This window comes from Victivallis sp., from assembly GCF_048170485.1.
Lineage (GTDB): Bacteria > Verrucomicrobiota > Lentisphaeria > Victivallales > Victivallaceae > Victivallis.
The window spans coordinates 1-19,742 of sequence record NZ_DBEXAY010000128.1; the positions used below are offsets into that span (position 1 = coordinate 1).

The 19,742-nt window shown below is 62.9% G+C and carries 16 protein-coding genes and 1 tRNA gene; 5 read left to right on the forward strand and 12 right to left on the reverse strand.

The window, feature by feature from the left end; all coding sequences use genetic code 11:
- Positions 1–18: 18 nt before the first annotated feature.
- The 5 genes from ACMLHG_RS06815 to ACMLHG_RS06835 all read left to right on the forward strand — a co-directional run bounded on the left by ACMLHG_RS06815 (position 19) and on the right by ACMLHG_RS06835 (position 4,029).
- Complete coding sequence (locus ACMLHG_RS06815) at positions 19–393, forward strand: ArsR/SmtB family transcription factor (RefSeq protein ID WP_294437231.1); 375 nt, start codon at positions 19–21, stop codon at positions 391–393.
- A gap of 56 nt (positions 394–449) precedes the next feature.
- Positions 450–1,748 carry a class II aldolase/adducin family protein gene (locus ACMLHG_RS06820; RefSeq protein WP_294437232.1) on the forward strand — a complete coding sequence of 433 codons (1,299 nt, stop codon included), beginning with the start codon at positions 450–452 and terminating at the stop codon, positions 1,746–1,748.
- A 34-nt stretch (positions 1,749–1,782) separates the two neighbouring features.
- Positions 1,783–2,568: an MBL fold metallo-hydrolase gene (locus ACMLHG_RS06825; RefSeq protein ID WP_294437233.1), complete on the forward strand. Its 786-nt coding sequence runs from the start codon at positions 1,783–1,785 to the stop codon at positions 2,566–2,568.
- A gap of 15 nt (positions 2,569–2,583) precedes the next feature.
- The gene (locus ACMLHG_RS06830; RefSeq protein ID WP_294437235.1) at positions 2,584–3,504 is read left to right on the forward strand and encodes a cation diffusion facilitator family transporter; all 921 of its coding nucleotides are present in this window, start codon (positions 2,584–2,586) and stop codon (positions 3,502–3,504) included.
- A 75-nt stretch (positions 3,505–3,579) separates the two neighbouring features.
- Complete coding sequence (locus tag ACMLHG_RS06835) at positions 3,580–4,029, forward strand: ester cyclase (protein WP_294437236.1); 450 nt, start codon at positions 3,580–3,582, stop codon at positions 4,027–4,029.
- 232 nt (positions 4,030–4,261) lie between these two features.
- Here the strand turns inward: ACMLHG_RS06835 and ACMLHG_RS06840 are convergent.
- The 12 genes from ACMLHG_RS06840 to ACMLHG_RS06895 all read right to left on the reverse strand — a co-directional run bounded on the left by ACMLHG_RS06840 (position 4,262) and on the right by ACMLHG_RS06895 (position 19,680).
- Positions 4,262–4,335: transfer RNA gene (locus tag ACMLHG_RS06840), tRNA-Cys, on the reverse strand.
- Between the two features lie 88 nt (positions 4,336–4,423).
- Complete coding sequence (gene gcvT / locus ACMLHG_RS06845) at positions 4,424–5,536, reverse strand: glycine cleavage system aminomethyltransferase GcvT (RefSeq protein ID WP_417170005.1); 1,113 nt, start codon at positions 5,534–5,536, stop codon at positions 4,424–4,426.
- Positions 5,537–5,553: 17 nt separating this feature from the next.
- On the reverse strand, positions 5,554–6,261 hold the full coding sequence (rpe, locus tag ACMLHG_RS06850) for a ribulose-phosphate 3-epimerase (RefSeq protein ID WP_417170006.1): 708 nt from the start codon (positions 6,259–6,261) through the stop codon (positions 5,554–5,556).
- Between the two features lie 103 nt (positions 6,262–6,364).
- A complete protein-coding gene (locus ACMLHG_RS06855) occupies positions 6,365–8,392 on the reverse strand; it encodes an FAD-dependent oxidoreductase (protein WP_417170007.1) in 2,028 nt (675 codons plus the stop codon).
- The gene (locus ACMLHG_RS06860; protein WP_295811753.1) at positions 8,392–10,113 is read right to left on the reverse strand and encodes an NADH-ubiquinone oxidoreductase-F iron-sulfur binding region domain-containing protein; all 1,722 of its coding nucleotides are present in this window, start codon (positions 10,111–10,113) and stop codon (positions 8,392–8,394) included. Before ACMLHG_RS06860 ends, ACMLHG_RS06855 begins: the two co-directional genes overlap by 1 nt.
- Positions 10,110–10,562 carry a complex I 24 kDa subunit family protein gene (locus ACMLHG_RS06865; RefSeq protein WP_294437245.1) on the reverse strand — a complete coding sequence of 151 codons (453 nt, stop codon included), beginning with the start codon at positions 10,560–10,562 and terminating at the stop codon, positions 10,110–10,112. The genes ACMLHG_RS06860 and ACMLHG_RS06865 overlap by 4 nt, the downstream gene beginning before the upstream one ends.
- A gap of 46 nt (positions 10,563–10,608) precedes the next feature.
- A complete protein-coding gene (locus tag ACMLHG_RS06870; protein WP_295811767.1) occupies positions 10,609–11,496 on the reverse strand; it encodes a 4-deoxy-4-formamido-L-arabinose-phosphoundecaprenol deformylase in 888 nt (295 codons plus the stop codon).
- A 5-nt stretch (positions 11,497–11,501) separates the two neighbouring features.
- A complete protein-coding gene (arnA, locus tag ACMLHG_RS06875; RefSeq protein WP_417170008.1) occupies positions 11,502–13,496 on the reverse strand; it encodes a bifunctional UDP-4-amino-4-deoxy-L-arabinose formyltransferase/UDP-glucuronic acid oxidase ArnA in 1,995 nt (664 codons plus the stop codon).
- A 114-nt stretch (positions 13,497–13,610) separates the two neighbouring features.
- On the reverse strand, positions 13,611–16,130 hold the full coding sequence (locus ACMLHG_RS06880; protein ID WP_417170009.1) for an AAA family ATPase: 2,520 nt from the start codon (positions 16,128–16,130) through the stop codon (positions 13,611–13,613).
- Positions 16,127–17,347 carry a metallophosphoesterase family protein gene (locus tag ACMLHG_RS06885; RefSeq protein WP_417170010.1) on the reverse strand — a complete coding sequence of 407 codons (1,221 nt, stop codon included), beginning with the start codon at positions 17,345–17,347 and terminating at the stop codon, positions 16,127–16,129. Before ACMLHG_RS06885 ends, ACMLHG_RS06880 begins: the two co-directional genes overlap by 4 nt.
- A gap of 39 nt (positions 17,348–17,386) precedes the next feature.
- The gene (locus ACMLHG_RS06890) at positions 17,387–18,697 is read right to left on the reverse strand and encodes a citrate synthase (protein ID WP_417170011.1); all 1,311 of its coding nucleotides are present in this window, start codon (positions 18,695–18,697) and stop codon (positions 17,387–17,389) included.
- A 179-nt stretch (positions 18,698–18,876) separates the two neighbouring features.
- Positions 18,877–19,680: a polysaccharide deacetylase family protein gene (locus ACMLHG_RS06895; RefSeq protein WP_294437254.1), complete on the reverse strand. Its 804-nt coding sequence runs from the start codon at positions 19,678–19,680 to the stop codon at positions 18,877–18,879.
- Positions 19,681–19,742 lie beyond the last annotated feature (62 nt).

Here is a 19,742-nt window from a genome sequence, read left to right on the forward strand (position 1 = left end):
GATGAAAGGAGAGGGCATATGGCAAACGACGAGACAAAAGAACTTGCGACACTTGCCGAAGTATTCAAGGCGCTCGGCCATCCGACGCGGCTCTGGATTGCGAAGCATCTGGAAGGGAAGGAGCTCTGCGTCTGTGATTTCGTCACCGGAACCAACGAGGAGTTTTCATCCATCAGTCAACATTTGAATGTTTTGAAGAAGGCACATGTGGTGGAGTGCGAGAAACGCGGCAAACATGTGTTTTACCGCCTCGCCTATCCCTGTATCCCGTGGATGGTCAGCTTCATGGAGGCGCGGGACGCGTTCAGCCGGCTCTCCCCTGAGGAGCAGGCCCGCAATCTGGAGGTGCAGCGGCAGAAACTCATCGACCATCTGATGAATCAGAAAATGTGATTTTTTCGGGGAATTTATTTCATCGTTTTATTAAATAATAATATGAGGAGGAATCAATGACGACATTCAGCTACACCCACCCTCGGAATATTCTGGTGGCGACACTGCAGAGGCTTTACGATTATGGAATGACTACGACCTCCGGCGGAAACATCTCGCTCAAGGATGACGACGGGAACATCTGGATCACACCGGGCGGAATCGACAAGGGCTCTCTGCGGCCGGAGGATATCGTCAAGGTCACGCCGGCGGGGCAGGTGATCGGCATTCACCGGCCGAGCTGCGAATTGCCCTTTCATGCCGCGGTGTACTCCCGGCGCCGTGACGTCCGGGCGGTGCTGCATGCGCATTCGCCGGCACTGGTGGCGTTCAGCATGATCGGGGCGTGCCCTGATCCCACGCTGGTGCCCGGAAGCGCCGAAGTGTGCGGAAAGGTGACCTTCTCCCATTATGACATCCCCGGCAGCGCGAGCCTGGGCCGGATCATCGCGGCGGAGTTCGAGCGGGGAGCCGACAGCGTCATGATGGAAAATCATGGCGCGGTGATGTGCGGCCGAACCATCGCGGAAGCGTTCCGAAGGTTCGAGACGCTCGACTACATTGCCCGGATTCAGATCAATGCCAGCGGTCTGCCGTCGCCGCTCATTCACCCGGCGGGATTCCCGCAGCATCAGGAGTGGCCGGAGTTCGAACCGACGGGAGCCTCCCCGGAGGAGTGCGAATTGCGCGACCAGATCGTCAATCTGCGCCATCGCGCCTACCGGCAGAAGCTGCTTTTCTCCGGCAGTGCGTACCTCTCCGCCCGGCTGGGGGAGGATGATTTTCTCATCACCCCGACCAACTTCGACCCGATGTCGATGAATGCGGGGGATATGGTCCGGGTCCGGCAGGGGCGGCGGGAAAGCGGCAAGATTCCGGGCACCGGGGCGGCGTACTGCCGGGAGTTCTACCGAAATTGTCCGTGGGCCAATGCGATCATCATGACCCGGCCGCCGCACGCGATGGCGTTTGCCACGACGGCCACTCCCATCGACAGCCGGACGATTCCGGAGAGTTACATTCAGCTGCGCGACATGCCGATGCTCTCTTCGCAGGAGTATTTCGCCTCGCCGAAAAATGCGCTCAAATACCTGTCGCCGGCACACCCGGTGCTGCTGGTGGAGAACTCCGGCGTCATCACCTTCGGCAAGACGCTGCTGGAGGCGTTCGACCGGCTGGAGGTCGCCGAATTCACCGCCAAATGTCTCCTGCTGGCCAGTCGCATCGGGTCGTTCCGGCCGATCGGGGAGAAGCAGGTCGAAGCGATTATCGAGGCGTTCCACCTGCCGGTGGATGAGGCGGAGGCGAAGAAATAAAATTTCAGTTTCGATATCACAGGAGGAGATTATAATGAAATTTCAAGAGATCAGAAGTGCGACGGCGATCGTAACATTCGGCGAAGTCCGTTTTCTCGTTGATCCGTGGCTGGGTGACAAGGGATCGATTCCGCCGATTCCCGGTTCCCCCAATCCGGAACTGCGGTGCCCGGTGAGCGATCTTCCGCTGCCGCTCGCCGAAATTCTGAATGTGGATGCCGTGATTGCCACGCACCTTCATTTCGATCACTTCGACGAACGTGCCATGGAGGTGATTCCCCGGGATATGCCGATCTTCGTTCAGGATGCGATCGACGGGGAGACTCTGCGGGCGAAGGGGTTCACGGACATCCGGATTCTGAAATACGCCGGCGTGGAATTCAAGGGCGTGCAGCTGATCAAGACCGACTGCCTGCACGGACAGCCGGGCAACATCGGTTTGCTCTATGAAACCGTGAACATGCGCAAAAGTGCGTGCGGCGTGGTGATGCGCCATCCCGCCGAAGCAAAAACGCTCTACCTCGCCGGAGACACCATCTGGTGCGACTACGTGAAGGCGGCGATTGACACGTTTGCTCCGGATGTGATCGTAGTCAATGCGGCCGAGGCGACCATTGTCGGTTTCGGCCGGATCATCATGGGGTTGGAGGATGTTCAGGCGGTGCTCGATCATGCGCCTCGCGCGGTGGTCATCGCCAGCCACATGGACAACGTCGGCCACGAGAAACTCTGGCGCCGCGATCTGCGCAGCTATATCCGGGACCATCATCTGGAAACGCGGCTTCTGGTGCCGGAGGACGGCGAAGTCTGCCGGTTTTGAAGGGAGGAAATCACCATGTCGGATCATGAACACGAACATCATCACCATCATCACGAACTCTCCGCCGATGCGGTCAAGGGGCGTGCATTTCTGTTTGGAATTGTGTTGAACACCCTGTTCGTCATCGGGGAGTTCACGGCGGGATTCCTGTTCCAGTCGATGGGGCTGCTCGCCGATGCGGGCCACAACCTGGGAGACGTGAGCGGGCTGCTGATCTCTCTGGCGGCGTTTCTGCTGGCCCGGAAGCGCTACTGTCAAAATTACACCTATGGGTTCCGGAAGAGTACGATCTGGGCATCGCTGCTGAATGCCGCGATTCTTCTCATCGCGGTCGGCGTGATTATGACGGAGTGCATCCGGAAGTTTCTGTCTCCGGCGGAGGTCGGGGGATGGCCGATCATCATCACCGCCGGAATCGGTGTGGTCATCAACGGCCTGACCGCGTTCCTCTTCATCCGGGAGAAGGAGCATGATCTCAACGTCAAGGGCGCCTATCTGCACATGCTGGCCGATACGCTGGTTTCGGTGGGGGTGGTCCTCTCCGGCGTGCTGATTCTCTGGACCGGGTGGAACATCGTCGACCCGTTGATCGGGCTGGTGATTGCCGTGGTGATCCTCTTCTCCACCTGGGGGCTGCTCAAGGAGAGTGTGCGGCTGGCGATGGATGGAGTCCCCGAGGGGATTCAGGTGGATGACATCCGGGAGCACCTGCTGGAGGATCCCAACGTAAAAGCGATTCACCACCTCCACATCTGGCCGATCAGCACCACCGAAAATGCGCTGACCGCTCACGTGGTGCTGAACGATCTCGAGCAGTTGGATGCGACCAGAGCCCGCCTGCATGAGGAGCTTGCGGAGCATGGAATCAGCCATGCCACGCTGGAGTTTGAGTCCCCGTCCGCCCATTGCCCCGATGAGCAGAAGCTCGAGTGTTGAATGCTTATCACACCGTGAAGTGTTCATAAAATTGTGAAATACACAACGTCTTTTTCTTGAGAAAGGAAACGGATCATGAAGGAACAGGAACAGCAATCTAATGCCGCGATGAACAAGGAGACCGCCAGAAAATTTTATGAACGGATTGCCAACAAACAATATGACAGACTTTTCGAACTCTGCGATGAAAAATTTGTCTATTATCCGCAGATCCATACCAGACTGGAAGGCCTGCAGGCATTCATCGACCACGAACGGGCCAATATGGATCCCGCCGGTGATTTCAAAATGAAAGTCGAAAGGATTGCGGCAGATGGCGATTTTGTAGCGGTCTATCTGACATTTGAGGGCACTCTTCTCGGAAATTCATGGCATGGAGTGCCCACTCCGAAAAAACATATCATGATTGATTTCATGACCTGGCTCACCTTCAACAAGGAGGGAAAAATTATTGAAAAACGGGCCAAGTACGATCGTTACGACATTTTTCAACAGTTGGGCGTCACCAATCTCCCGCTGAGGTGACCCCAGGTCCTCCGGGATTGCTCCCTGATGGTTGCGGTATCGGCCGCGTCTCCACGGCGCATGTTCGACGCCGGGCATCGGGGCGCTGGAGTGCAGACGGAACGCCGCCGGGAACTCCCGGCGGCGCTCCTTTTTTATGTCTGCCGGAACTTTGACGCAAAAACGGGGGATCCACGGGAAATGAAAAATCCCGGCTTTTGCGATGAAATCCGGGATTTGAGGGCAAAAAAAATGGAGGCGTGGACCGGAGTCGAACCGGTCTAAACGATTTTGCAGACCGTTGCCTAGCCGATTGGCTACCACGCCTCGTAACGAGATGAAACCTAAAATAACACCGCTTTGCCGGTTTGTCAATCCGTCGCTTGAAAAAAATTGATAAATCCGTTCCTTTTCGTCAGCAGGTGAGCTTTTCCCGCACGGTTCCGGCGTGGTGAAACGGCAGTTTCTCGACGGTGCCCGGCAGTTTCACCGGACCCGCTTCCAAGAGAACCCGGTCGCCCGGCTTGACGGCGCACTCCAGATCGATGCTGCACAGCGCCGCCGCCTTGTCCTGCGTCGGGCAGTACGCGCCGGTGGTCACCACCCCGATGATCTCCTCCTTTTCATTGAGCACCAGACAGCCTCCGCGCGCGGCCCGGCGGCTGTCGAGCTTCACCCCGACCGCCTGCCGGGTCTGACGGCGCTTCCGGAGCGCGTCGCGCCCGATGAAATCCCGTTCCGCTGTCAGATCGAGCCAGTCGCCCAGCCCGGAGTCGAACGGCGACCACTCCGGCTGCAGTTCGTGCCCGTGGAGCGGGTAGCCCATCTCCAGACGCAGCGTATCCCGCGCGCCCAGTCCGGCGGGCATCACCGGTTCGGTCGAAAGCAGCAGATCCCAGAGCTGGTCGGCGTACTCCTCGTCGAAGAAGAGTTCGTAGCCGAGTTCACCGGAGCTGCCGGTCCGGCTGATGATGCAGCGGATGCCGTCCACGTCGGCGGTGATCCAGTGGAAATAGGAGGGAAGCTGCGACACGTCGAAGCCGAGCGCACCCAGCACGTCCGCCGATTTCGGCCCCTGCAGATCCAGTTTGGCCAGATCGGCCGAAAGATCCTGAAAGAGCACGCCCGATTCCGGCAGGTGCGCCTTGATCCAGGCCGCGTCGACCGCGGTGTTCGCCGCGTTGACCACCCAGAAGAAATCATCTTCCGCCATGCGGAAGGCGATGATGTCGTCGATCACACCGCCGGATTCGTTGAGCAGCAGATTGTAGCGGCAACGCCCGACCGGCAGGTCGGAGAGCGGACGCGCGGTCAGCCGGTCCGCGAAGGCGACCGCACCCGGTCCGGCCAGGCGGAACTCCCCCATGTGACAGTTGTCGAAGATCGAACAGGCCGAACGGGTGTGGCGGTGTTCCGCAATGATTCCTTCCGGATACTGCTGCGGCATGTTCCAGCCGGCGTGGGGGACCATCTTGGCTCCCAGTTCGATGTGGTATTCCACCAGCGGAGTATTTTTGAGTGCGCTCATGTAGAGATGGTCCTGTGTTACAGTTGCGAGTCCAGTACGCCGGTCGCCGCGTGGAGACGGCGGATCGCCTCCTCCATCCCCTCGGGATGGCGGAAGACGCTGGTCCCGGCCACGATCAGATTGGCGCCGCAGGAGGCGGTCGGAATCACCGTCCGCTCATCGAGCCCGCCGTCCGCTTCCAGCTGGATGTGCAGTTTCCGGCGGAGAATTTCCCGCTTGATCGCCGCGATTTTGGGCAGCTGGCCGGCCATGAAGCTCTGGCCGCCGAAGCCGGGCTCCACCGTCATCACCAGCACGAGATCGATCTTCTCCAGCCACGGGAACACCGCTTCGGGCGGCGTCGCCGGCTTCAGGGAAATTCCGACCGTGCACCCCGCCTTCCGGATCGCGTCGATCACTTCGCCGGCCGGGTCGGAACACTCCAGATGAAAGGTCAGATGATCGGCACCGGCGGCGGCAAATGCCGCCGCGTATTTCGCCGGATGCTCGATCATGAGATGGGTGTCGAACAGAAGTCCGCTCTTCGGGCGGATGCTCCGGATCACCGGAGGCCCGAAGGAGAGGTTCGGTACAAATCCGCCATCCATGACGTCGAGGTGGATCACATCGGCTCCCGCCTGTGCGGCGCGGACGATCTCCCCGCCGAGGCAGCTGAAGTCGGAAGCCAGCACCGACGGCGATACCAGAACGCGGTCGGTCGGCAGTTTTCGCAAATCTCTGAGCATGTTTTCTCCCTCCCGGAGTCATGCGGCGGTTCGTTTCCGCCGGGATGCCGGATTCTCCGTCTCCCCGCGGGATCCGGAAACGGACCCCGCGGAAAGAACTCTCTTACTTCTTGATGCGCCAGTCGAGCGCACCCACCGGACAGGCTTCGATGCACTCGCCGCATTCGCTGCAGCTGCTCGGGAATCCCTTGTCGAAACCGGTTCCGACGTAGGTGAAGAAGCCGCGCTTCTTCGTGCTGAGCAGGTTCTTGTTGATCACTTCCTTGCAGATCTTGACGCAGATGCCGCACTTGATGCACTTGCCGCGATCCTGAATGATCAGCGGGTGGCGGATGTCGTAGCTGACCGGCAGCCGGTTGCCCTTGATCGCATCCGGACTGCAGTGGTAGCATTCGCCGTGCTTGCGCAGCTTGCAGTCGTGCTTGTCGGTGCAGCTGCACTCGATGCAGCGCTCGCCTTCCCTCATCACGCGCTCTTTCGGCATGGTCGAGCAGACCTCCTTGAAGGTGGTCTTGCGCTCTTCCAGCGGGATGAAGTCCAGCTGGGCGCGTTCCGCCTCGGAGACGTCGTCGCGCAGGAAGACCAGGTCGGACTTCTTCAGATTCTGCCACTTGCCGCGCGAGACGAACACCGTGTGCTCCTGCGGGAGCGGCGCGCCGGTAAGTTCGCTGAAGATCTCCAGCGCGAGCTTGCGCCCGCCGGCGACCCCTTCGACCACGGTGGCCGCGCCGGAGACGCAGTCGCCCGCGGCGTAGACCTTGCCGGAGACACGCTGGGTGTCGCCCTGCACCTCAATGGTGCGGAACCGGGTGACCGGCAGTCCGGCAGGCGCCAGCGTCGACTGGCCGATCGCGGCGATGATGGTATCCGCTTCGACCTCGAAGTCGCTGCCGGGAATCTCCACCGGCTTGCGGCGGCCGGAGGCGTCGGGCTCGCCGAGCTCCATCCGGCGGCAGGTCATCACCAGCTTTCCGCCGCGCTTTTCCACTTTGACCGGGGCGAGGAGGAAGTTGAAGTTGACACCCTCTTCGCGGGCCTCGTGGATTTCGATCTTCTCCGCGGGCATCTCCGCCTCGGTACGGCGGTAGAAGCAGTGGACCTCGGGGCTGCCGAGGCGGACCGAGGTGCGCAGGCAGTCCATCGCGGTGTTACCGCCGCCGACCACCACCACCTTGCCCGGGTTGGGGGCCTTGTTGTCGTTCATCGCGACGTTGCGCAGGAAGTCGATTCCCTGGGTGACCAGCTCCTCGCCTTCGCAGCGCATGCCGGAGGCCTTCCAGCAGCCGACGGCGATCGCCACGGCGTCGAACTCCTTCTCCAGCTCTTCCAGCTGAAGGTTCTCGCCGAGCTTGCGGTTGAAGACGAACTTCACGCCCATCTTCTCGAAGTGGGCGAGTTCGCGGTCGAGAATCGCCTTCGGCAGCCGGTACTCCGGAATGCCGTAGCGGAGCATGCCGCCCGCCTTGGGCATCGCTTCGAAGATCGTCGCGGCCACGCCGTTCCGGCGCAGATAGTAGGCGGCGGAGAGTCCGGCCGGACCGGCGCCGACGATGGCGACCTTCTTGCCGGTTTCCGGCGGAAGCTCTTCCATGTAGGTGTCGTAGTAAAGGTCGGCGGCGAGACGCTTGAACTCATTGATGGCGACCGGCTTGCCGTAGACGTTGCGACGGCACTCCTTCTCGCAGAAGCGCGGGCAGACCCGGCCGATCGACATCGGCAGCGGAATGCGCTCCTTGATGATCTTCAAGCTCTCGAGAAACTCCCCTTTGCGCCCGGCGCGGACGTACTCTTCGACGTTGGCGTGGGCCGGGCAGGCCATGGTGCAGGGCGCTTCGCAGTCGCCGGAGTGTTCGCTCAACAGCAGATTGAGCGCGGTGCGGCGCATGTCGAGCACCTCGTCGCTGGAGGCGTCGATCTCCTGCCCCTGGGCCGGGCAGGCCGAGCAGGAGGGCAGGAAACGACCGGTTTTCTTATCCTTCACCACACAGACGAAACAGCTGGTGGTGCGGGAGATGCGCTGTTCGCGGCAGAGGGTCGGGATCTCGATCCCGTTCGCCTTCGCCACTTCGAGAATGGTCTGGCCCGGTTCCGCGCTGACGGTCCGGCCGTCCAGGATAAATTCGATACTCATTACTTGGAACCTTTCATCACCCGGCTGATCGCCTTCTTCGGGCAGACTTCCAGGCAGCTGTTGCAGCGGGTGCACTTCTCATTGTCGATCACGAAATTGTCGGAGATGGCGCCGACCGGACAGGTCTTGATGCAGAGCCGGCACTTGACGCACTTGCTCTGATCGAGCTTGAGGTCGACCAGAGCATTGCATTCGAGCGCCTCGCACTGATGGTCGCGGACGTGCGCCTCGTACTCATGCCGGTAGTAGCGCAGCGTCGCCAGCACCGGGTTCGGCGCGGTCTGGCCGAGTCCGCAGAGCGAACCGCGGCGCACCTTGTTGCCGAGCTCCTCCAGAAAGTCGATGTCGGCCATCTCGCCCTTGCCGGCGACGATCCGCTCGAGCGTCTCGAACATCCGGGTGGTGCCGACGCGGCAGAAGGTGCACTTGCCGCAGCTTTCACGACGGGTGAAGTCGAGGAAGTAGCGGGCGGTTTCCACCATGCAGCGGTTCTTGCCGATGACAATCATGCCGCCGGAGCCCATGATGGCGCCGAGCGCGCGCAGCGAATCGTAGTCCACCGGCGTGTCGAAGAGTTCGACCGGGATGCAGCCGCCGGAGGGGCCGCCGGTCTGCACCGCCTTGACCTGGTCCGGATCCGCGCCGCCGATGTCGAAGACGATTTCACGCAGCGTGGTCCCCATCGGAACCTCCACCAGACCGGGGTACTTGAGGTCGCCGGCCAGCGCGAAGAGCTTGGTGCCCTTGCTGCCCGCCGTGCCGACCGAGGCGAACGCGTCGCCGCCCTCGGTGAGGATCAGCGGCACATTGCCGTAGGTTTCGACGTTGTTGATCATCGTCGGGTAGCCCATCCACCCCTTGTCGGTCGGGAACGGCGGACGGAAGCGCGGCGTGCCCCGCTGTCCTTCCAACGAGGCGATGAGCGCGGTTTCCTCACCGCAGACGAAGGCGCCGGCGCCCTCCTTGATGATGATTTCCAGCTCACGGCCGTTGACCACGTTGCGCTTGTGCTCGTAGATCTGGGCGATGGCGATCTTGAGATGCTTGATCGCCATCGGGTATTCGGCGCGGCAGTAGATGAAGAGTTTGGTCGCTCCGGTGGCGTGGGCGGCGATCAGCATGCCTTCGAGCACCTGATGCGGCACGCTCTCCATCAGCGAGCGGTCCATGAACGCGCCGGGGTCACCCTCGTCGGCGTTGCAGATCAGAATCTTTTCGTCCGCCTGCTTGGCGGCGAGGAAGCTCCACTTGTTGCCGGTCGGGAAGCCGCCGCCTCCGCGGCCGCGCAGTCCGGAGCGCTTCACTTCATCGACCACTTCGGCCGAGGTCATCGACAGCGCCTTCTCCAGCCCCTTGTAGCCGCCGTTGGCGACGTAATCTTCGTAACTGGTCGGGTTGACCCGTCCGGCGAGCGCCAGAACCTTGACCAGCTCCTTCGCCTTGCGGGCGGCGGGAATCTCAAACCGGCTGTCGGGGCCGACCGAGAGGATGTTCGCGATGGCGGCGTCGGTCGGACGCACGTCGCGGTAGAAGACCGACTCGCCGGAGTCGAGGAGCACCTCCACCAGCGGTTCGGCATAGCAGTGGCCGAGGCAGCCGGTGCCTTCGACCGGAATCGACCCCGCGTCCTGACGGAGCCGCTCGAGGACCGCATCAGCTCCGGCTGCAACGCCGCAGCTCGCCACGCCGACGCGGATTTTCTGGATTCTGGGGTCGCTCATTTCGCTTCATACTCCTTCAGAATTTTGATCATGCTCTTGCGGTCGAGCTTGCCGTAGACCCGGCCGTTGACGCTCATCACCGGCGCCAGGCTGCAGCAGCCGAGGCAGGCGACGGTTTCGAGCGAGAAGTGCCCCTTCGCGTCGGTCTCTCCGGAGGAGATGCCCAGTTCGCGCTTGAGCCACTCCTGAATGAGCGGCGAGCCCTTGATGTGGCAGGCGGTGCCGTCGCAGACGGCGATCTTGTACTTGCCGGGTTTGACCCGTTTGAACTGAGCGTAGAAGCTCAGCACGCCCTCGACTTCCACCGCGGGGATGCCGAAATATTCGGCGATCGCCTCGATGCTTTCGTCGGAGACGTACCCCTCGGCCCCCTGAACCGCCTGCAGCCCCTTGATGAGGTTGCTCGGTTCCCGGCCGACCTTCTCCAGAAACGCATACTTTGGATTCATTACCCTTGAAACTCCTGTTTCCTTAACGATGAGATAAACCCTTCCTTCAAATCTGGACCGCGAGAACTCCCTCGCGTCCGGGAAATGCCTTCAGCTCCATCCGCCCCTCCGGGGCGCTCTCCTTCACCTCCGCCGCAACGACGCCGAGCGGCACGACCCGGTAGCCGAGCTCCAGCACCCGGCGGAGGTACTCTTCGAACATTCCGGCACAGCGCCCGCCCTCGGCCTCCGCGTGGATGGTGAGGACGTTGAGCCGTTCCGGCTTCAAGAGAGAGATCTGAAATTCATTGTAATTTTCATCGGTGACCCCGTCGCGGCCGAGCGCTTCATCGTAGGTCGGCAGCGTCACCGGAATCTGCAATTGTTCGAGCCGCCGGCCGTTCACCACCGGGTAGAAGGGGAACTCCCCCCGGCAGTCGCTGTTGTAGTCGAACGGGAACTCCGACTTGACCTCCAGCAGCTGGGCATTGGTCCGCCACCCCGGTGCGGCGCTGGTGCGGGGCGCGACGCCGGTGATCCTCTCCAGCTCCGCAAGGCCGGTGCGCAGTTCGGAACGCATGGCTTCGACGCTCATCGTGGTGAGTTTCGCCTGCGCCCGGTGATGATCCCAGGCGTGAAACCCGACCTCGTGCCCCGCCTCCATTGCCGCGCGGATCACGCCGGCGTGGCGGCGGCCGATCTTCGGCCCCGGCCAGGCGGTCCCCATCAGCACGATCTCCGGGCCGTACAGCCCGGCCGCATTGGTGCGGAGCATCTTCCACAGGAAGGCGGGACGGAGCAGTCGCCACAGGTGGCGGCCCATGTTGTCCGGCCCGACCGAGAAGTAGAAGGTGCCGCGGACGCCGTACTTTTCGAGAATCCGGCAGAGTGCGGGCACGCCGCGACCGGTCCCCCGGAAGGTATCCACGTCAATGCGCAGTGCGATGGTCTTCATATCGTTCAATCGAGGTTGAATTCACCGGATTTGATCGCTTCGGAGAGGAAGAAGTCCAGCGTGGTCTCGATCGATTTCTCCAGCGGAATGTGCGGCTCCCAGTCGAGGAACCTCTTCGCGTTGCGGATGCTCGGCACCCGGTGCTGCACATCCTGATACCCTTTGCCGTAGAAGGCGCCCGATTCGACCACCAGATAGCCGGCGAACGGGGGGAACTTGCTGCGCAGCGGGTGTTTGTCGAACTTTTCAACCAGCATTTCGGCCATCGCCTTGATGCTCGCCTCGTTGGCCGGATTGCCGATGTTGATGATCTTGCCGGAGCACTTGCCGTCCTTGTTCTCGATGATGCGGTAGAGCGCCTCGACACCCTCCTGGATGTCGACGAAGCAGCGCTTCTGTTCGCCGCCGTCGATGAGCTGAATCGGCGCACCCTGCACCAGGTTGAGGATCAGCTGGGTGATCGCGCGGCTGCTGCCGATCCGGGCGCTGGTCAGGCTGTCGAGCCGGGGCCCGATCCAGTTGAACGGACGGAACAGCGTGAACTGGAGCACCCCCTTCGCGCCGTAGGCCCAGATGACCCGGTCGAGCAGCTGCTTGCTGGTCGAGTAGATCCAGCGCTGCATCCGGATCGGCCCGGTGACCAGCTTGGAGTTGTCCTCATCGAACTGGGGATCTTCGCACATGCCGTACACTTCGCTGGTCGACGGGAAGATGATCCGCTTGTTGTACTTGACGCAGTAGCGGACAATCCGCAGATTCTCTTCGAAGTCCAGCTCGAAGACCCGCAGCGGATTGCGGGTGTATTCGATCGGCGTGGCGATCGCCACCAGCGGCAGGACGATGTCGCACTTGCGGATGTGGTATTCGATCCACTCGCGGTGGATCGAGATGTCCCCCTCGCGGAAATTGAAGCCGGGGCGGTCGAGCAGGTGGTCGATGTAGTTGCTCCGCAGGTCGAGGCCGTAGACTTCGTACTTGCCGGAGTCGAGCAGACGTTCGCTGATGTGACTGCCGATGAAGCCGTTGACGCCGAGGATCAGCACCGACTTCTTGCGGCCGGCGGCGCGGAGGCGGCGCGGATCGTCGTTCCAGACCATGTTCTCGACGATGCGGGCGTCGGCGGCGAGCTGGTCGCCGGTGGTGAAGATGCCGCCTTCAAGCTGCGCGGTCTTGATCCGGAGCGCGCCTTCGCCGCAGGCGATGGTGAAGGGCGCGCTGGAGAGCACCGTGCCCGGCGCCGCCTTGCGGGCGGCCGGAACCGCATCGACCGACCAGAAGTAGCATTTGCGGTCGCCGATGAAGCTGAACGCGCCCGGATAGGGACGGGTCACGGCGCGCACGAGATTGCGGATCTCCTTCGCGGATTTGTTCCAGTCGATGCGGCCGTCTTCCGGACCGCGTTTGCCGAAGGTGGTGGCCTGCGATTCCTCCTGCGGAATGCGGGCGGCGCGTCCTTCGCGCAGCAGCGGCAGGGCGCGGTCGAGCACCACCGCGGTCGCGGCGACCGCCTTGTCGAAGAGGGTGCGGGCGGTGTCGTCGTCGGTGATGGCGAACTTTTCCTGATCGATGATGTCGCCGGCGTCGGCTTTCTCCGTCATGTAATGGAGGGTGACGCCGGTTTCGGTTTCGCCGTTGATGATCGCCCAGTTGATCGGCACGCGGCCGCGGTACTTCGGCAGGAGCGAACCGTGAAGGTTGATGCAGCCGTGTTTCGGAATGGAGAGCAGCTCCTCCTTGATGAGATTGCGATAGTAGAAGCTGAAGAGGAAATCCGGCGCCATGGCGCGGATTCTGCCGATCCAGACCGGGTGGTTGATGTCCTCGGGGGCGAAGACGGGGATGCCGCGTTCGCCGGCGAGTTCCGCGACGGAGCCGAACCAGATATTTTCCGACGGATTGTCCTTGTGCGTGAAAATGGCGCTGATTTCGAATCCGTTCCGCTCCAGCGCTTCAATGCCGGCCCTGCCGACGTTGTGATAGGCCAGTACCACACACTTCATATGACTGCTCCTTCCGGTGGCGAATGGATAAATTCTTGTTGCCGAATTCAAAAATAATAATAAAACGATGTAATATAGTGCAAATTGTGGAAATTGCCAGAGAAATTGCGAGATTCAGGGCAATTTTCGCGCTTCCGGCTCCCCGGGGAGGGGATGGGCGAGGAACAGGATCTGCCGGTTCTTCGCGAACCGCTCCAGCTCTGCGAGGACGGCATTCCGGCGTTCCGGGTCGAAGTTGACGCAGATGTCGTCGAAGACGATCGGAAGCGGTTCGGACTCCCGCTCCGAGTATTCGATCAGGGCCAGGCGCATGGCGACCATCAGCTCTTCGAGCGTCCCGCGGGAGAGCTCGGCGACGCGCTTCTGCAGCCCGGTGAGCGCGTCGGTCATCAGCAGTTCGCCGGTGGCGAGTGACTTGTGGACGCGCGAATAACGCCCGCGGGTGAAGTTCCCGAAGAGTTCGGCGGCGCGCCGGATCACCTCCGGCTGTTTTTCCCGTTCATAGCGGGCGATCGAACGGTCGAGCAACCGGCGGCATTCACGCCAGATCAGATAGTCCCGGGCGTTCTCCTTCATCGTGTTGCGGCACCCTTCGAGCCGGTTGGCAAGCTGTGCCGGATCGGCGGCGGCGAGAAGCCGGGCCGCCTCCTGTTCCGCCGCGCCGACGGAGCGTTCCAGAGAGGAGATCTCCTCCGCCAGTGCGGCCGAGCGTGCGGCCAGCGCCTCTTTTTCCGCGTTCAGCGTCTCGGCGTCGACCGCGGCCTCTCCGGCGGGCGGATTCTCCCCCAGAAGGAGGGTGAGCGCCTTTTGTTCGGCGGAAGCGGCCTGTTCGAGGGCGGCGCGCCGGGCGCGCTGTCCGGTCATGGTGCGGAACTCCGCTTCACCGGCGACGCCGCAGCGGGCGAAGAAGCCGGTCAGCGCCTCTTCCGAACGTTTCGCCGCCTGCCGCGCCTCTTCGAGTTCCGGAGCGAGGCGGGCGCGCTGTTCGGCGAGAAGGGTCTGCCGCGAACGGCGCACCTTCTCCGCCTCCAGTTCGTGCCGGAGCCGGAGGAGGCCGCTTTCCGGTTCCCCCGCGGCGCCGGGCAGCTGAAGGTAGTCCCGTCGGAAACACTTCAATTCCTCCTCGATGCGGCGGATCTCTTCGCGGTGCAGCTCCTGTTCGCGCCGGAGTCCGGCCAGGTCGGCGAGGCGGGTGAACACGGTTTCGACGGCGCCGGAGGGACACTCCGGGCGGAGCCCTGCTTCGCGCAGAAACGTCTCGAATGCCGCATCGAGACGGCGGTTCCGGTTCCGGCGATGGAGCCACGCTCCGAAGAGGACAAAAAGGAGCATGCCCGCTCCGACCGCCCAGCCCGCCGGAGCTTTGGCGGCAAATCCGACAGCGACGGCCGCCGCGACTGCCGTTGCGGCGCCGATGGCGAGAATTCCGGCGGCGGCGAAATCCGGCGCACTCTCCTTCGCCGGGAGCGGGCGGCGTGCCGGGTCGCGCCACCGGTCGAGAAGCGGTTCGCCGGGCGGCGGCGGAACCGGTGTTCCGGTGAAGGGGGTGAGCTGTCGCTCCAGTTCGGCACAGCGGCCGGTGAGGGCGGAGTCGAGTTCACGCCGCCGGCGCAGTTCGTCGTTCTGCCGACGCATCCACTCCTGCTTCGCCTCCAGCGCGGCCAGTGCCGGTTCCGCGTCGAGCAGCGGGGAATCCTTCGCCGGACCAAGTTCGCCGGCCTGCCGCTGAAAACTCTCTTCGCGCGCCGCCAGCAGTTCCAGCCGGGTGCGGCTCTTCTCCTGCTCCTTCCGGAGGCGGGTCAGCTCCTCTTCCGCGCCCGGAGGGGCAGGGGGCAGGGGAGGCGTCGCGGCCAGTTCCTCCTCCAGACGGCGGAGTTTTTCCCGGACCGGCAGGGCGCGGATCAGCCGTTCGACCCGGTCGAGCCGGGCGGCGGCATCGCGCTGGTCGCTTCGCCGCTCCTCCAGCGTTTTCCGCTGTTCCGCCGCGCGGGACTGCAGGGCTTCGTAGTCGGGCAGCGACCGGTTGGCCGCGTCGAGCTCCCCGGCAAGGTTGTCGTACTCCTGCTGGAGCGCGTGGAGCCGGTGTTTGCGGCCGCGCGGCAGAAAGAGTTCGTCGGCGCGGCGGTCGAGGTCGCTCCCGAGCCGGGGCAGTGAGAGTTCGCCCATGGCGATGCCCGCCCCGTAGAGCCGGGCGCGGATGTCCTCGTCGCTCAGGAAGGCGAGCCGGTTCAGTTCGTCGATGGTGACCGCGTAGACGTTGGTGTAGAAGTTTTCGCTCACGTTGAGCAGGGCGGCAAGTTCCGCTTCGCCGCCGGCCTCCGACCCGTCCGCCCGGGTGAGACGAAGTACGCCGTCCCCCGGCCCCTGCCGGGTGATGGTGAGCGCTTCGCCGGAGGCGAGTGTGACTTCGACCCGCCCGCCGTAGAGGCCGGAGCCCTCCAGCGCCGGATAGGGGTTGCGGCCGCTGTTTTTTCGCACCGCGAAGCCCCAGAAGAGCCGCCGGAGAAACTCCAGCAGCGTGGTTTTGCCGAATTCGTTCCCGCCGGTGACCGGATTGACGCCTTCTCTCAGGCCGGTCAGGTGAAAATCGTGGAAGCGGCCGAAGTTGTCGATATGAATTTCCCGGATGATCATGGCCGCGCCTCCATGGTTCCCGCGAGCAGGTCGAGAATCCGTTCGACCGCGTCATGCCGGATGGATTCCAGCTCGTCGCGAGTGAACTCCGGCACCCCCGGACACTTCGAGCGGAGCACGGCAAGCTCCCGCTCCAATGCCTCCTCCTCCCGCAGTTCGGCGGCGGAGGTCGCCACTTCGGCCGCGAGGCTGTCGGTGTCGATTTCGGTGCGGATTCCGGTGGTGGCAAGTTCGAGCCGTTCGAGCGTCGCATTCGGCGGCAGGGCGGCGCCGAGCAGGCCGGCCAGTTCCGCCGGGTCACTGCGGCGGAGCTCCGCGTTGAGCGGCGTCGGCCCGGAGAGGCGGAGCCGGAGCAGCAGCGGCGCGCCGCCGCGGTACTGCTCTGCCGCCTGCCGACAACGGTCCGCCAGTTCGTCGAAACGTTCGAGATCCGCCAGTCCGGCAACCTCCAGCACTTCGAACCGCATCGCTTCGAGGGGATGAAAGTCAACCGAAAGTCTGCCGGCGGAATCGACCCGCACCAGCAGACAGCCACGTTCCCCCGGCTCGTTGACCGCCCGCCCCTGCGGACAGCCCGGGTAGTACGCCGCCGGGGCCGCCTCGTTCACCTTCCGGAAGTTGTGGACGTGCCCGAGCGCCCAGTAATCCACCCCTTTCCCGGCGAGGTCGGCGACTGCGGCGGGGGCGTAAGGTTGAAATCCCGGCTGGGCGCCGACGTTCGCATGGAGCACCCCCACTGTGAAGGGGCCGCCGGGCGGCGCGGCGAACCGTTCCGTCAGGTTGTCGGTCTGCCGGGGGCGGCTGTGACTGATGCCGCCGACCCGGGCGATCACTTCGCCGTGCCGCTCCACCGGGAAGAATTCCACCGTGTCGGCGGCGAACAGACGGGTGTTGCCGGGCAGTTTCACCGCCGGGGGCCACGCCGCCGGAACCGGGTCATGGTTGCCGCCGGCAAGAAAGACCGGGATCTTCGCCGCGTCCAGCCGGAGCAGCTCCTCGCGGAAACGCATCCGGCCGGCGAGCGAAGGATTGTCGCGGTCGAAGATGTCGCCCGCGATCACCAGAAAATCCACCCGCTCCCGGAGCGCCAGATCGACAATCCGGGTGAATGCGGTAAACGGCGCTTCGGCGAGGCGTCCGGCCAGCTCCGGCAGGTCGCGGCCGAGGCCGAGAAATGCGCTGCCCAGATGCAGGTCGGCACAGTGGATGAATTTCACCGCCGCCGCCAAAGCTCCCCCTCTCTTCTGTGCCGCGGATTACTGCAGCAGGGGTTCGCGGTTTTCCATGACGCCCACCGTTTCCACCGGAGTTTTGCCGATGTAGATCTGGCGGGGACGGACGATCTTGGTGTCGCTGCCGATCATCTCTTTCCAATGAGCGATCCAGCCGGGCAGTCGTGCCAGCGCGAACATCACCGTGAACATGTTCTCCGGAATGCCCAGCGCCCGGTAGAGGATGCCGGTGTAGAAGTCCACATTGGGGTAGAGGTTGCGTTCGATGAAGTAGGGATCGTTCAGCGCCGCCTCCTCCACCTCGCGCGCCACGTCGAGCAGCGGGTCGCTGTAGTGGGTCCGCTCCAGATAGGCGTGGCACTCGCGCTTGATGATCGCCGCGCGCGGGTCGTAGGTCTTGTAGACCCGGTGGCCGAAACCCATCAGCCGGAAGGGGTTGTTCTTGTCCTTGGCCATGTCAAGGAACTTCTTGACGTTCCCGTCCTGCTGGATCATCTTGAGCATCTCGATCACCGCCTGGTTGGCGCCGCCGTGGAGCGGGCCCGAGAGCGCCGAGATCCCTGCCGAGATGGTCGCGTAGAGGTTCACCTGCGCGCTGCCGATGGTGCGCACCGCCGTGGTCGAGCAGTTCTGTTCGTGATCGGCGTGCAGGATGAAGAGCATGTTCAGAATCCGCACCGCGTCCGGATGAATCTGGTAGGGCTTGACCGGCGAGTCGAACATCATGTTGAGGAAGTTCGCACAGTAGGAGAGGTCGTGCCGGGGGTAGACCACCGGCTCGCCGATCGACTTCTTGTAGGCGAACGCCGCCATCGTCCGGACGATCGAAATCAGCCGCGCGGTGGATTGATCGATATCCTCCGACAGCGACTTGAGGTCGACGTTGGGATAGAAGGCCGCCAGCGCGTTGATCATCGTCGAGAGGATGTGCATCGGGTGCGCTCCCCGCGGGAAGTGATCGAAGAAATGACGCATGTCCTCGTGGAGCATCGAGTTGATGTTGAGCATCGCCGAGAAGTTGCGCCGCTGCTCCTCGTTCGGCAGTTCGCCGTGGACCAGCAGATAGGCGACCTCGACGAACATGGTCTTGCGGACCAGCTCCTCGATCGGAATCCCCCGGTAGCGGAGGATCCCCTTCTCGCCGTCGATGAAGGTGATGCTGCTGTAGCAGGCGGCGGTGTTCATGAAGCTCGGGTCGAGCGTGACGTAACCGGTTTCACGGCGCAGCGCGCCGATGTCGATTCCCTTTTCGCCCTCCGAACCGACCACCACCGGCAGCCGGACCGATTTCCCTTCTACTTCAAGCACCACATAACCGGGACTCTCCTGCTTCATTCAGAATCCTCCTTCTTCCTTGCACAATTACCGACGGCATCTCTCCTGTTTCTCCGGGCCGGAAGATGCACGCCGTTCCGCCCGGGCCGGATTTATCGAAATCACATCCTATTAATATGATTCCCCGGCGGCTCTTTTTCAAGCGGAACGGCGGGAACTTCACCAAAATGTAATGGCGTTCAGAGCGTGACGCCGGCTCCGGCGGGGATTTTCACCGGTTTCCCGTCCGCCTGCACCCAGAGGTCGAGGCCGGAGCGGTTGCGCAGCAGTTTCCCGTCGACGCTGATTACGAGCGAACGGAGTGCGGCGACATATTCGAAGATCTCCAGGTTGGTGGCGTACCAGATGTCATCCCGGCCGGACACCTTCTCGCAGAACGCTTCGATGAGCTTCCAGTTGTTGGAGGGCTCCTCGCGGTCGAACTCGTAGGCGTGCCCCCAGACGTAGAGGAGTGAGAGTTCGCGGTAGGGCGAAAGGTTCAGAAACGCTTCCGCCTTCGCATCCAGATCGTGCGAGTGATGGCAGGTCGGGTGCCAGAGCAGGAAATCATCCGGCAGTGCGAAGCTCCCGTGCGACGCGGTGGTGCGCGAGTAGACGATGCCGCAGCTGCGGAGCAGTTCGATCACCTGGGGATTGTGGGTGCCGAAGGGGTAGCTCATGCCGACGACCGGCATCCCGGTGAGCTCCTCGAGTTTCCGGCGGTCGTCGAGCACTTCGGAGAGCACCGAAGCGGGCGCGATCCGTTCGAGATAGGGGTGGTGCGCGCTGTGACAGCTCACCTCGTGCCCGGCGTAGAGGTCGGCGACTTCCTCCGGCTGAATCCGGTTGCCGGTGCCCAGCAGCGCGGAGTTGAGGTGGAAGGTCCCCCGGATGCCGTAACGGTTGAAGAGGGCGACGAGCCGGCGGTCCTGGGTTACGCCGTCGTCGTAGCTCATGGTGAGCGCCTTCGGACGGCCCTGCGGATAGAGATATTTGAGCATCATGATTCCTTACTCCGGATAATGGATGTGGAGACGTTTTTCTATAATAAACCGGGCGGCGGCGA

What these genes read in the sequence shown, in the direction of transcription:
- ACMLHG_RS06815 (WP_294437231.1), top strand. Translation starts at nt 19, where the DNA reads ATGGCAAACGACGAGACAAAAGAACTTGCGACACTTGCCGAAGTATTC.
- ACMLHG_RS06870 (WP_295811767.1), bottom strand. Translation starts at nt 11,496, where the DNA reads ATGAAGACCATCGCACTGCGCATTGACGTGGATACCTTCCGGGGGACC.
- ACMLHG_RS06880 (WP_417170009.1), bottom strand. Translation starts at nt 16,130, where the DNA reads ATGATCATCCGGGAAATTCATATCGACAACTTCGGCCGCTTCCACGAT.
- ACMLHG_RS06860 (WP_295811753.1), bottom strand. Translation starts at nt 10,113, where the DNA reads ATGAGCGACCCCAGAATCCAGAAAATCCGCGTCGGCGTGGCGAGCTGC.
- rpe (WP_417170006.1), bottom strand. Translation starts at nt 6,261, where the DNA reads ATGCTCAGAGATTTGCGAAAACTGCCGACCGACCGCGTTCTGGTATCG.
- ACMLHG_RS06820 (WP_294437232.1), top strand. Translation starts at nt 450, where the DNA reads ATGACGACATTCAGCTACACCCACCCTCGGAATATTCTGGTGGCGACA.
- gcvT (WP_417170005.1), bottom strand. Translation starts at nt 5,536, where the DNA reads ATGAGCGCACTCAAAAATACTCCGCTGGTGGAATACCACATCGAACTG.
- arnA (WP_417170008.1), bottom strand. Translation starts at nt 13,496, where the DNA reads ATGAAGTGTGTGGTACTGGCCTATCACAACGTCGGCAGGGCCGGCATT.
- ACMLHG_RS06855 (WP_417170007.1), bottom strand. Translation starts at nt 8,392, where the DNA reads ATGAGTATCGAATTTATCCTGGACGGCCGGACCGTCAGCGCGGAACCG.
- ACMLHG_RS06895 (WP_294437254.1), bottom strand. Translation starts at nt 19,680, where the DNA reads ATGATGCTCAAATATCTCTATCCGCAGGGCCGTCCGAAGGCGCTCACC.
- ACMLHG_RS06835 (WP_294437236.1), top strand. Translation starts at nt 3,580, where the DNA reads ATGAAGGAACAGGAACAGCAATCTAATGCCGCGATGAACAAGGAGACC.
- ACMLHG_RS06825 (WP_294437233.1), top strand. Translation starts at nt 1,783, where the DNA reads ATGAAATTTCAAGAGATCAGAAGTGCGACGGCGATCGTAACATTCGGC.
- ACMLHG_RS06865 (WP_294437245.1), bottom strand. Translation starts at nt 10,562, where the DNA reads ATGAATCCAAAGTATGCGTTTCTGGAGAAGGTCGGCCGGGAACCGAGC.
- ACMLHG_RS06890 (WP_417170011.1), bottom strand. Translation starts at nt 18,697, where the DNA reads ATGAAGCAGGAGAGTCCCGGTTATGTGGTGCTTGAAGTAGAAGGGAAA.
- ACMLHG_RS06830 (WP_294437235.1), top strand. Translation starts at nt 2,584, where the DNA reads ATGTCGGATCATGAACACGAACATCATCACCATCATCACGAACTCTCC.